Below are 12,417 nucleotides of genomic sequence, written 5' to 3'. Positions count from 1 at the left end.
GAGCCTGCCATGCATCAATTGACCCTGGCCGAGATCGCCCGCGGACTCGCCGACAAGTCGTTTTCTTCCGAAGAGCTGACCGGCGCCCTGCTGGCGCGCATCAAGCAGCTCGACCCGCAGATCAACAGCTTCATCAGCGTCACCGAAGACCTGGCCCTGGACCAGGCGCGTGCCGCCGACGCCCGTCGCGCCGCTGGCGAAACCGGCGCGCTGCTGGGTGCCCCCATCGCCCACAAGGACCTGTTCTGCACCAACGGCGTACGCACCAGCTGCGGCTCGAAGATGCTCGACAACTTCAAGGCGCCGTATGACGCCACCGTGGTCGCCAAGCTGGCCGAAGCCGGCATGGTCACCCTGGGCAAGACCAACATGGACGAGTTCGCCATGGGTTCGGCCAACGAATCCAGCCACTACGGCGCGGTGAAGAACCCGTGGAACCTTGAACACGTTCCGGGCGGTTCGTCGGGTGGTTCGGCCGCTGCCGTGGCTGCACGCCTGCTGCCGGCCACCACCGGCACCGACACCGGCGGCTCGATCCGCCAGCCGGCAGCACTGACCAACCTCACCGGTCTCAAGCCGACGTACGGTCGCGTTTCGCGCTGGGGCATGATCGCCTACGCCTCCAGCCTCGACCAGGGTGGCCCGCTGGCCCGCACTGCCGAGGACTGCGCCCTGCTGTTGCAAGGCATGGCCGGTTTCGACGCCAAGGACTCCACCAGCATCGAAGAACCGGTGCCGGACTACAGCGCCAACCTCAACGCCTCGCTGCAGGGCCTGCGCATCGGCCTGCCGAAGGAATACTTCGGCGCCGGCCTCGACCCGCGCATTGCCGACCTGGTCCAGGCCAGCGTCAAGGAGCTGGAAAAGCTCGGCGCCATGGTCAAGGAAATCAGCCTGCCGAACATGCAGCACGCCATCCCGGCCTACTACGTGATCGCTCCGGCTGAAGCCTCCTCCAACCTGTCGCGCTTCGACGGCGTGCGCTTCGGCTACCGCTGCGAAGCACCGAAGGACCTCACCGACCTGTACAAGCGCTCCCGTGGCGAAGGCTTCGGCGTTGAAGTACAGCGCCGTATCATGGTCGGTACCTACGCCCTGTCGGCCGGCTACTACGACGCCTACTACGTGAAGGCGCAGCAAATCCGCCGCCTGATCAAGAACGACTTCATGGCCGCCTTCAACGACGTCGACCTGATCCTCGGCCCGACCACGCCAAACCCGGCCTGGAAGCTTGGCGCCAAGAGCAGCGACCCGGTCGCCGCCTACCTGGAAGACGTCTACACCATCACCGCCAACCTGGCGGGCCTGCCGGGCCTGTCGATGCCAGCCGGCTTCGTCGACGGCCTGCCGGTCGGCGTGCAGTTGCTGGCGCCGTACTTCCAGGAAGGCCGCCTGCTCAACGTCGCGCACCGCTACCAGCAAGTGACCGACTGGCACACCCGCGCCCCCAACGGCTTCTGAGGAATTCACACATGCAATGGGAAGTTGTGATCGGGCTGGAAATCCACACTCAGCTCGCCACCCAGTCGAAGATCTTCTCCGGCAGCGCCACCACCTTTGGCTCCGAGCCGAACACCCAGGCCAGCCTGGTTGACCTGGGGATGCCTGGCGTACTGCCGGTGCTGAACCAGGAAGCCGTGCGCATGGCGTGCATGTTCGGCCTGGCCATCGATGCCGAGATCGGCAAGCGCAACGTGTTCGCACGCAAGAACTACTTCTACCCGGACCTGCCCAAGGGTTACCAGATCAGCCAGATGGACCTGCCGATCGTCGGCAAGGGCCACCTGGACATCGCCCTGGAAGACGGCACCATCAAGCGCATCGGGGTCACCCGCGCGCACCTTGAAGAAGACGCCGGCAAGAGCCTGCACGAAGACTTCAGCGGCTCTACCGGCATCGACCTGAACCGTGCCGGCACCCCGCTGCTGGAAATCGTCTCCGAGCCTGACATGCGCAGCGCCAAGGAAGCCGTGGCCTACGTCAAGGCAATCCACGCACTGGTGCGCTACCTGGGCATCTGCGACGGCAACATGGCCGAAGGCTCGCTGCGTTGCGACTGCAACGTGTCGATCCGCCCGAAAGGCCAGGCCGAATTCGGCACCCGCTGCGAGATCAAGAACGTCAACTCGTTCCGCTTCATCGAGCGCGCGATCAACAGCGAAATCCAGCGCCAGATCGACCTGATCGAAGACGGCGGCAAGGTGGTGCAGGAAACCCGCCTGTACGACCCGAACAAGGACGAAACCCGCTCCATGCGCAGCAAGGAGGAAGCCAACGACTACCGTTACTTCCCCGACCCGGACCTGCTGCCGGTGGTCATCGAGGACAGCTTCCTCGAAACCGTCCGCGCCGGCCTGCCGGAACTGCCGCCGCAAAAGGTCGAGCGCTTCCAGAGCCAGTACGGCCTGTCGGCCTACGACGCCAACGTGCTGGCGTCGAGCCGCGAACAGGCTGACTACTTCGAAGAAGTGGTCAAGATCGGTGGCGATGCCAAGCTGGCCGCCAACTGGGTCATGGTCGAACTGGGCAGCCTGCTGAACAAGCTGGGTGTCGAAATCGACCAGGCGCCCGTCAGCGCCGCACAGCTGGGTGGCATGCTGTTGCGCATCCGCGACAACACCATCAGCGGCAAGATCGCCAAGACCGTGTTCGAGGCTATGGCTGCCGGTGAAGGCGATGCCGACAGCATCATCGAGAGCAAAGGCCTGAAGCAGGTCACCGACACCGGTGCGATCGACAAGATGCTCGACGAGATGCTGGCAGCCAATGCCGAGCAGGTCGAACAGTACCGCGCGGCCGATGAAGCCAAGCGTGGCAAGATGTTCGGCTTCTTTGTCGGTCAGGCAATGAAAGCCTCCAAAGGCAAGGCCAACCCAGGGCAGGTGAACCAATTGCTCAAGGCCAAGCTCGAAGGGTGAGCTGAAAAAAGCGGCGAGGGCCTTGCCCTCGATCGCCGGCAAGCCAGCTCCCACAGGTACAGCGCCGCTCCAAAGGCCTGCACTATTCCTGTGGGAGCTGGCTTGCCGGCGATGGGCCGCACAGCGGCCCCAATTGCAGCACCGGAGCACCTGACTTGCTAAAACGATCCCTCGGCACCCTTGCCCTCTTTTCCCTGCTGGCCGGCTGCGCCAGCCACGACATCGACCCACGCGGTTATGACAAAACCGGAACCGCCTCCTATTACGGTTCACGCCACCACGGCAAACGTACCGCCAGCGGCGAACCCTTCAACCAGCATGGCCTTACCGCCGCCCACCGCAGCCTGCCTTTCGGCACCCGCGTGCTGGTGACCAACATGGCCAACCAGCGCAGTGTGGTGGTACGCATCAACGACCGTGGCCCACATACCCGCGGCCGGCTGATCGACCTGTCACGCGCCGCCGCAGAAAAAATCGGCATGCTCCGTAGCGGAACAGCGCGCGTGCGAGTACAAGGGCTTAGCGACTGACGCGACAGGAGTCCGACCATTTTCGACCTGGCCACCCTTCCCACCTTCAGCCTCCTGCAACTGGGCATCGCCCTGGTGTTGCTGGTTGGCGGCGCCGAGTTGCTGGTGCGCGCCGCGCTGCGCCTTGCCCAGCGCCTTCACGTACGCCCGCTGATCATCGGCCTGAGCCTGGTGGCCTTCGGCAGTACCGCGCCACAACTTACCGTAAGCCTGCAGGCTGCCTACCAGGGCGCGCCGGACGTGGCGGTGGGCAGCGTAATCGGCAGCAATATCTTCAACGTGCTGGTCATTCTTGGCCTGGCCGCGCTGATCATTCCCCTGCGCGTGTCTCGCCAACTGGTGCGCCTGGACATTCCGCTGATGATCATCGCCAGCGGCCTGGTCTATGCGCTGTCTGCCAACGGCCACCTGGGCCGGGTTGAAGGGGGGCTGTTGCTGCTGGGTCTGGGCGGTTACCTGGCGATGCTCTGGCACCAGTCGCGCCACTATGCCCGCACCTACCCTGCCCCGGACAGCGCAAAAACCGGTGCCGGGCGCTTCTGGTCCGGCACGCTGCTGCAGGTGCTGGCCGGCCTTGGCTTGCTGAGCCTGGCGGGCCACCTGCTGCTGGAGGCCGCTGTGGAGGTTGCCACCGACCTGGGCCTGTCCGAGCGCATCATTGGCCTTACCGTTGTCGCCATCTGCACCTCCCTGCCTGAGCTGGCCGCCGCGCTGATTGCCGCCCTGCGCGGCGAACGGGAAATCGCAGTGGGTACGGTGATCGGCAGCAACCTGTTCAACCTGCTGGCTGTATTGGGCCTGACCGCACTCGTCACGCCCGAGCCGCTGTCGATCTCACCCAATGCGCTGTCTTTCGACCTGCCAGTGATGCTCGGCGTTGCGGCACTGAGCCTGCCGGTGTTTTATTCCGGCTATCGCGTCACCCGTGCCGAAGGCCTGGTATTCCTTTGCCTGTACCTGGCCTACGGCCTGCACGTAGCAGCCTTTACCATGGGGATGCCGCTGGCTGGTCGACTTGAACATTTGATGCTGTTCTATGTACTGCCGGTGCTCGCCATGGTGCTGCTGTTCACCACCGTGCGCGCCTGGCGTCGCCAACACTAAGGAAAACAACATGGCTGATAGCAACAAGACCGGCGAACAGATTCGCCGCCAGGTAATGGGCGATGCATTCGTCGACCGCGCACTGGGCAATGCCACCGACTTTACCCAGCCGCTACAGGACTTTGTCAATGAACATGCCTGGGGCAGCGTATGGGCCCGCGAGGGTCTACCACTGAAGACCCGCAGCCTGATTACCCTGGCCACGCTGACGGCACTCAAGTGCCCGCAAGAGCTCAAGGGGCATGTGCGCGGGGCCTTGAACAACGGCTGTACGGTGGAAGAGATTCGCGAGGCGTTGCTGCATTGCGCAGTGTATGCAGGAGTGCCGGCGGCGATTGATGCCTTCAGGGCGGCACAGGAAGTGATCGACAGCTATCAGTAGTTTGCCTGTACCGGCCTCTTCGCGGGCAAACCCGCCAAGAGGCCGGCACTGTCTTACCTGGCCTGGCGAGCCTTCTTCATCTTGAAGGCCACCCACAGCACCAGGATCCACCCCGGGATCAGCATCACCGAAATGCGGATCGGTGGAGTCAGGTACATCACCACCAGAATCAGCACGATGAACGCCAGGCACAGGTAGTTGGTCAACGGGTGCCCCCAGCTCTTGTAGAACGGGGTAATGCCGGCGGCCAGCTTGGCCTTGCGGAATTTCAGGTGGGTAATACTGATGCTCGCCCAGTTGATGACCAATGCCGACACTGCCAGGGCCATCAGCAAGCCAAAGGCCTCACCCGGCATCAGGTAGTTGATCACCACGCACAGGCCGGTCGCAAAGGCCGAAACACCCAATGCAGTCAGCGGCACGCCGCTGCGGCTCACTTTCAGCAATTGACGCGGCGCGTCACCCTGGCTGGCCAGGCCGAACAGCATGCGGCTGTTGGCATAGACACAGCTGTTGTACACCGACAGCGCGGCCGTCAGCACCACGATGTTGAGGATGGTCGCCACCAGGTCGCTGTCCAGCTCGTGGAAGATCATCACGAACGGGCTGCCGCCCTGCACCACCTTCTGCCACGGGTACAGCGACAGCAGTACCGCCAGGGCCCCGATGTAGAAGATCAGGATGCGGTAAACCACCTGGTTGGTGGCCTTGGGAATGCTCTGGCGAGGGTTGTCAGCCTCGGCAGCGGTGATGCCCACCAGCTCCAGGCCACCGAACGAGAACATGATCACCGCCAACGCCATCACCAGGCCAGTGACACCGTTAGGGAAGAAGCCGCCGTACTGCCACAGGTTGGCCACGCTGGCATCCGGGCCGCCATGGCCGCTGCTGAGCAGCCAGGCGCCAAAGCCGATCATGCTGACGATAGCCACCACCTTGACCAGGGCGAACCAGAACTCCATCTCGCCGTAGACCTTTACCTGGGTCAGGTTGATGAGGTTGATCACCACGAAGAAGATCGCTGCCGTGGCCCAGGTTGGGAACTCTGGCCACCAGTACTGCACGTAGATGCCCACCGCAGTCAGTTCGGCCATGCCGACCAGCACGTACACCACCCAGTAGTTCCAGCCCGACACGAAGCCGGCGAACTCGCTCCAGTACTGGTGGGCGAAGTGGCTGAAGCTGCCGGCAACCGGCTCTTCCACCACCATTTCGCCCAACTGGCGCATGATCAGGAAAGCCATCAGGCCGGCGATGGCATAGCCCAGCAGGACGGAAGGGCCTGCCAGCTGGATGGTCTGGGCGATGCCCAGGAACAAACCGGTGCCGATGGCCCCGCCCAGCGCGATCAGCTGGATATGGCGATTCTTCAGCCCGCGCTGTAACCGCTCGGGCGTGCTCTGGTCTTGCATGAAGTGTCCTTTAGCTCAGTGAGGCTGTGTTTTTTGTGTTGTTTGCAGTCAAGGATCTAGATCCATCCGCCCCACTGCAAGATGAAAATGCCGATATTGGTGGTGATCGCCGCCATTAGCGTGGTAATCACGATGATCGACGCTGCCAACTCATGGTTACCATTGGCCGCTCGCGCCATCACATAGCTGGCGGCGGCGGTCGGGCTGCCGATGTACAGGAACAGGATACCCAGCTCCGCACCCCGGAAACCGCACAACCATGCACCGAGGGTACCGAGCAGTGGCAGCCAGACCATCTTCACCAGGCTGGCATCGATGGCCAGCCTGCCACTGTCGCGCAACGCCGCCAGCGACAGTGTGCCGCCAATGCAGATGAGCGCCAGCGGCAGGGTCATCTGCGCCAGGTAGTCGCCCGAGGTCAGCAGCCAGTTGGGCAGCGGCACCTGGCCGTAAGCCATGGGCGTGGCTACCAATACGCTGATGATCAACGGGTTGCTGAAAATGCTCTTGCAGATGCTCCACGGGTCGGACTTGAGGTCCGGGCTGTACACCGCCAGTACCACTGCCGACAGCGAGTTGTACATGAGGATGACCAGGCCGGCGAGCACCGCCCCCAAGGAAATACCATAGTCGCCGTACAGGCTGGCGGCCAAGGCCAGGCCGATCACGCCGTTGTTGCCGCGAAACGCGCCCTGGGTATAGATGCCCCGCTCTGCCAGCGGGCTGCGCCAGATGGCCAGGCCCCAGGCGATGGCGAAGCCGACCAGGGTGGCGACGACGAAGTAGAGGATGACACCCGGTTTTACCGCAGAGGCCAGGTCGGCGTGGTAGATGCCGAGGAACAGCAGCGCCGGCATGCAGACGTTGAACACCAGCTGCGAGGCGACCCGATTGAAATTGTCGTCGATCAGGTGGATGCGTTTGAGCAGTACGCCCATGAACAGCATGGCGAAGACCGGTGCCGTGATGTTCAGCGTCTGGATAAGAAGGGCGAGCATGCGCAAGCGATCCTGGAGGGGGTTGCCGTTAGGGGGCTAATGATACGCCAACGGCCGCTAGTTGCGGGGATCAGGATACGATAAAGAGACGTTTCAGACAGTACCGGCCCTATCGCCGGCAAGCCAGCTCCCACAGGTATTGCACAGATACCGAAACCTGCGGGGTCTCTGTGGGAGCTGGCTTGCCGGCGATGAGGCCGGTACAGGCGGAATGAATCAGCGCCGAACTGGCCGCTTCTGCAGTTTGCGCTGCAAGGTCCGCCGGTGCATGCCCAGCGCCCGTGCAGTGGCCGAGATGTTGCCCTCGTGCTCATTCAACACGCGCTGGATGTGCTCCCACTGCAGGCGGTCGACCGACATCGGGTTTTCCGGCACCAGGGTATCCAGGTCGGTGTGCTCCGACAGCAGCGCCGCCAGCACATCATCGGCATCGGCCGGCTTGCACAGGTAATTGCAGGCGCCACGCTTCACCGCCTCCACCGCCGTGGCAATGCTTGAGTACCCGGTCAGGATCACCACGCGCATTTCCGGGTCCAGCTCCAGCAGCTTGGGCAGCAGCACCAGGCCCGAGTCGCCGTCCATCTTCAGGTCCAGCGTGGCGTAGTCCGGCAGGTCCTGCTGGGCCAGGATCAAGCCCTCCTCGGCAGAACTGGCAGTGCTCACGCGGAAACCGCGGCGGCTCATGGCCCGGGCCATGACCCGGGTGAAGGTGGCATCGTCATCCACCAGCAGCAGGTGCGGCAGCTCTTCGCTTTCGACCTGGTTTTCTTCGCTCATCATTCATCTCCTCGCTTGCCATAGGGCAGGCGCAGTTCGGTCAGGGTGCCACCCTGTTCATGACTATAGAGTTTCACCGAACCGCCCGCACGGGTCACGCTGGCCTTGCTCAAGAACAGGCCAAGGCCGAAGCCTTTGCCTTTGGTGGTAATGAAGGGTTTGCCGATGGCTTCGGCAATGGCCGGCGGCACGCCCGGGCCGTGGTCGCGGATGCTGATGACGATGTCGTGGGCGTCCCAGTCCAGGCGCACTTCCAGGTCATCGGGGCAGGCATCGGCGGCATTGTTCAACAGGTTCAGCAACGCCTGGGTCAGGTCCGGTGGCGGTGTCAGGCGCGGCACTTTGCCGTCGCGCAGGCGCTGGAAGCGGTAACTGGCTTCCGGGCGCATCAGGTGCCAGCGGTTCAGCGCCTCGTCCAGCCAGGCGGTCACGTCCTGCTCCACGATCGCCAGGCGGCGGTTGGCTTCGGCGGCGCGCACCAGCTGCTGCAAAGTCTCTTTACACAGTTTTACCTGGTCCTGAAGGATCTGCAGGTCTTCTTGCAGCAACGGGTCGGCGTGGTCCTGGCGCATTTCATTCAGTAGCACGCTCATGGTCGCCAACGGCGTGCCCAGTTCATGGGCGGCGCCAGCGGCCTGGGTGGCCACGGCCAGTAGCTGCTCGTCTCGCAGGCTTTCTTCCCTGCGCTCGGAACGCAGTTGCTCCTGGCGGCGCAGCTCTTCGGCCATGCGCGCAGCAAAGAAGGTGATCACCGCTGCGGCCAGGGCAATACTGAGCCACATGCCGTACACCTGCATCTTGTCCCGCGCCATCGGCAGGCCTTCGAGCGGGTAGAACTGCACCAGCAGCAGGCTGTAGGCCGTCAGGGCAATGCCCGAAAGAATCAGCGAATACAGCCACGGCAAGGTCACCGCAGCAATCGCCAGCGGTACCAGGTAATACGACACAAACGGGTTGGTCGAGCCACCGGAGTAATACAGCAAGGCACTGTGGATCAGCAGGTCGCAAGCCAGCTGCAGGGCATATTCCATTTCGGTGACCGGCAGCGACAGGCGCAGGCGCAGCGCCGTGAAGGCGCACAGCAGCGAGGACAAGGCCAAGGTGCCAGCCAGCGACAGCCAAGGTAAAGGCAGCAGTTCGGTCCAGTAGGCAACGCCCACGGAGCCTGCCTGGGCAGCCAGGACCAGGACCCGAATGACAGTCAGGCGCCAGAGGTTCTGGCGGGTAGCAGACAGCGGTTGTACGGCGGCGAGCATGAGCTCTCCTGATGAGTGCTCCAGAAAAATCGGCTGGAGTATACCGAAGCCGGGCGCCTCGCTGCAGCGATGCGGCAAAGCGCCACACTTTGTCACAGGTTCATGATGGCACTTTTGAACCCACTACACTGTTGCCGGTCAGATGGGCCATGCGTGGAATGGATGACCAGACCCCACGCCTTTTATTGCCAAGGAGTACCACATGCAAATCCCTCGTCGCGGCGCCGCCCTTGTCCTGTCTTGCGGCCTGCTCGCCAGCCTGCCGGTGCTGGCTGCCGATGAACCGCGTTACAACCAGGTATCGCTGCGTGCCGAAGTCAGCAAGGAAGTGGCGCGTGACCTGATGGTCGTGACCCTGTACAGCGAAGCGCAGAACACCGACCCGGGCAAGCTCGCCAAGCAGATCACCGAAACCATGAACAAGGCCGTGCAGCAGTCGCGCCAGGTCAAGGATGTGAAGATCAGCCAGGGTAGCCGCAACAGCTACCCGGTCTATGACAGCAAGGGCCAGAAGATCACCGGCTGGCGCGAGCGCGCCGAGCTGCGCCTGGAAAGCGCCAACTTCCCGGCCCTGTCCCAGCTTACCGCCGACCTGCTGCAAGAACTGAAAATGGGCGGCATGGACTTCTCCATTGCCCCGGCCACACGCAAGGCCAGCGAGGATGCACTGCTCAAGGACGCAGTCGATGCCTTCAAGGCGCGTGCGCAACTGGCCACCGAGGCGCTGGGCGGCAAGGGCTACAAAGTGGTCAGCCTGAACCTCAACAGCAGCGGCTACCCGCGCCCGTACCTGCGTAGCGCACCGATGGCCATGAAGGCCATGGGGGCTGACGAGGCGGCGCCAGCGCCGGATATCGAGGCGGGTACCAGTGAAGTGAGCATGAATGCCGATGGCTTGATCGAAGTGCAGATGCCTTAACAGATCCACGCAACACCTGTGGGAGCGGGCGTGCCCGCGAAAAAGACACCGCGGTGCATGGCACGGGCTTCGCCCATGTTCGCGGGCTTGCCCGCTCCCACAGGGACCGCATCAACCAAAATAAGCGCTTTCAGACCTTTCCTACGCACTACAACGGTGCTTCCTACATTTAATCCCGCCTCGAAACATCCTGCAAAATGCCATCATTTTGCCTGCGCAAACGTTTAACTTCGTCGAAAGTTACAACGATGCGACATCCATGTACGGTCGTACCACTTTTCTGGCGCCAACTATCCTTCTACCTGTTGCATTGGGAACATCCCCTGCATAAGTATCCGCAGGTCGGCTCACGAGGCCACCTCATCCGAAAAATGACAACAATGAGGCCACCATGCTCAAACACGCAGTCATTCCGTTCCTGCTGGGTGCAGGCTTGCTCACCGGCGCACCGTCGGCGCTTGCCGCGTCCAACCTGGTGTTCTGCTCCGAAGGCAGCCCGGCCGGTTTCGACCCGGGGCAGTACACCACCGGGACCGACTTCGACGCCTCGGCCGAGACCATGTTCAACCGCCTGACCCAGTTCGAACGTGGCGGTACAGCAGTCATCCCGGGCCTGGCGACCAAGTGGGAAGTGTCCGACGATGGCAAGACCTACACCTTCCACCTGCGTGAAGGCGTCAAGTTCCACACCACCGACTACTTCAAACCCTCCCGCCCCTTCAACGCCGACGACGTGCTGTTCACCTTCAACCGCATGCTCGACAAGGACCACCCGTTCCGCAAGGCCTACCCCACCGAGTTCCCGTACTTCACCGACATGGGCATGGACAAGAACATCGCCAAGGTGGAGAAACTCGACGAGCACACGGTGAAATTCACCCTCAACGAAGTCGACGCCGCGTTCATCCAGAATCTGGCCATGAGCTTCGCCTCGATCCAGTCCGCCGAATACGCCGACCAGTTGCTGAATAACGGCAAGGCGGCCGACATCAACCAGAAGCCGATCGGTACCGGCCCGTTCGTGTTCAGCAAGTATCAGAAAGACGCGCAGATCCGCTTCAAGGGCAACAAGGACTACTGGCAACCCGATGACGTGAAGATCGACAACCTGATCTTCGCCATCACCACCGATGCCTCGGTGCGCATGCAGAAGCTGAAGAAGAACGAGTGCCAGGTCACCCTGTTCCCCCGCCCGGCCGATATCGAGCCGCTAAAGGCCGACAAGAACCTGCAAATGCCACAGCAGGCCGGCTTCAACCTCGGCTACATCGCCTACAACGTGATGGAGAAGATCAAGGGCAGTAATGAGGCCAACCCGATGGCCCAGCTGAAAGTGCGCCAGGCGCTGGACATGGCGGTGGACAAGAAGAAGATCATCGAGTCGGTCTATCAGGGCGCCGGCCAGTTGGCCGTCAACGCCATGCCACCGACCCAGTGGTCGTATGACAACAGCATCAAGGATGCGCCATACGACCCCGAGAAGGCCAGGCAGTTGCTCAAGGAAGCCGGCATCAAGGAAGGCACCGAAATCACTCTGTGGGCCATGCCCGTGCAACGCCCGTACAACCCCAATGCCAAGCTGATGGCCGAAATGCTCCAGTCCGACTGGGCCAAGATCGGCATCAAGGCAAAAATCGTCAGCTACGAATGGGGCGAGTACATCAAACGCTCCAAAGGCGGCGAACAGGGCGCCATGCTGATTGGCTGGAGCGGCGACAACGGCGACCCGGACAACTGGCTGGGCACGCTCTACGGCTGCGATGCGGTCGATGGCAACAACTTCTCCAAATGGTGCTACAAGCCCTACGACGACCTGATCAAGCAGGCCAAGGCCACCTCCGACCAGGCCAAGCGCACCGAGCTGTACCAGAAGGCACAGCACATCCTCAAGGAGCAGGTGCCGATCACCCCGATCGCCCACTCCACCGTTTACCAGCCCATGAGCGCCAAGGTGAAGGACTTCAAGATCAGCCCGTTTGCGCTGAACGCCTTCTACGGCGTCAGCGTGGACAAATAGGGTAACTGCGGCACCCGCGCAATAGCGGGTGCCTTCCCCCATCACCTCTTCATGTCGTCCTGCGGCTACCCGCCGCGGGTTGGGTGAACTGTTGCCGCCATTCG

Annotated in this window: 11 protein-coding genes; 7 read left to right on the top strand and 4 right to left on the bottom strand. The window is 62.6% G+C overall.

What is annotated here, in order from left to right:
• Window positions 1-9 precede the first annotated feature (9 nt).
• The 5 genes from gatA to N436_RS16825 all read left to right on the top strand — a co-directional run bounded on the left by gatA (window position 10) and on the right by N436_RS16825 (window position 4,934).
• A complete protein-coding gene (gene gatA / locus N436_RS16845; RefSeq protein ID WP_110741588.1) occupies window positions 10-1,461 on the top strand; it encodes an Asp-tRNA(Asn)/Glu-tRNA(Gln) amidotransferase subunit GatA in 1,452 nt (483 codons plus the stop codon).
• 11 nt (window positions 1,462-1,472) lie between these two features.
• On the top strand, window positions 1,473-2,918 hold the full coding sequence (gatB, locus tag N436_RS16840) for an Asp-tRNA(Asn)/Glu-tRNA(Gln) amidotransferase subunit GatB (RefSeq protein ID WP_016713158.1): 1,446 nt from the start codon (window positions 1,473-1,475) through the stop codon (window positions 2,916-2,918).
• A gap of 155 nt (window positions 2,919-3,073) precedes the next feature.
• Entirely contained in the window at window positions 3,074-3,448 is a 375-nt protein-coding gene (locus N436_RS16835; RefSeq protein WP_105946942.1) for a septal ring lytic transglycosylase RlpA family protein, read from the top strand.
• Window positions 3,449-3,508: 60 nt separating this feature from the next.
• The gene (locus N436_RS16830) at window positions 3,509-4,552 is read left to right on the top strand and encodes a calcium/sodium antiporter (RefSeq protein WP_105946943.1); all 1,044 of its coding nucleotides are present in this window, start codon (window positions 3,509-3,511) and stop codon (window positions 4,550-4,552) included.
• 10 nt (window positions 4,553-4,562) lie between these two features.
• Window positions 4,563-4,934 carry a carboxymuconolactone decarboxylase family protein gene (locus N436_RS16825; protein ID WP_016713161.1) on the top strand — a complete coding sequence of 124 codons (372 nt, stop codon included), beginning with the start codon at window positions 4,563-4,565 and terminating at the stop codon, window positions 4,932-4,934.
• A 53-nt stretch (window positions 4,935-4,987) separates the two neighbouring features.
• On the opposite strand, the gene N436_RS16820 is transcribed toward N436_RS16825, so the two are convergent.
• The 4 genes from N436_RS16820 to N436_RS16805 all read right to left on the bottom strand — a co-directional run bounded on the left by N436_RS16820 (window position 4,988) and on the right by N436_RS16805 (window position 9,377).
• Window positions 4,988-6,346, bottom strand: coding sequence for an amino acid permease (locus N436_RS16820; protein ID WP_019098687.1), 1,359 nt, complete (start codon window positions 6,344-6,346; stop codon window positions 4,988-4,990).
• A 56-nt stretch (window positions 6,347-6,402) separates the two neighbouring features.
• Window positions 6,403-7,344, bottom strand: coding sequence for an AEC family transporter (locus tag N436_RS16815; protein ID WP_110741587.1), 942 nt, complete (start codon window positions 7,342-7,344; stop codon window positions 6,403-6,405).
• A 216-nt stretch (window positions 7,345-7,560) separates the two neighbouring features.
• Window positions 7,561-8,121 (bottom strand): response regulator transcription factor, encoded by a 561-nt coding sequence (locus tag N436_RS16810; RefSeq protein WP_003255244.1) that lies wholly within the window; start codon window positions 8,119-8,121, stop codon window positions 7,561-7,563.
• A complete protein-coding gene (locus N436_RS16805) occupies window positions 8,121-9,377 on the bottom strand; it encodes an ATP-binding protein (RefSeq protein ID WP_016713164.1) in 1,257 nt (418 codons plus the stop codon). The genes N436_RS16810 and N436_RS16805 overlap by 1 nt, the downstream gene beginning before the upstream one ends.
• Window positions 9,378-9,579: 202 nt before the next feature.
• Between N436_RS16805 and N436_RS16800 the strand changes: the two genes are divergently transcribed.
• Complete coding sequence (locus N436_RS16800) at window positions 9,580-10,296, top strand: SIMPL domain-containing protein (RefSeq protein WP_016713165.1); 717 nt, start codon at window positions 9,580-9,582, stop codon at window positions 10,294-10,296.
• Between the two features lie 391 nt (window positions 10,297-10,687).
• Window positions 10,688-12,313 (top strand): ABC transporter substrate-binding protein, encoded by a 1,626-nt coding sequence (locus N436_RS16790; RefSeq protein ID WP_110741586.1) that lies wholly within the window; start codon window positions 10,688-10,690, stop codon window positions 12,311-12,313.
• Window positions 12,314-12,417 lie beyond the last annotated feature (104 nt).

Source organism: Pseudomonas sp. RV120224-01b, assembly GCF_003208145.1.
Classification (GTDB): domain Bacteria; phylum Pseudomonadota; class Gammaproteobacteria; order Pseudomonadales; family Pseudomonadaceae; genus Aquipseudomonas; species Aquipseudomonas monteilii.
Note: the sequence above shows the minus strand (reverse complement) of the source record. Positions and strands in the feature narration are given on the sequence as shown.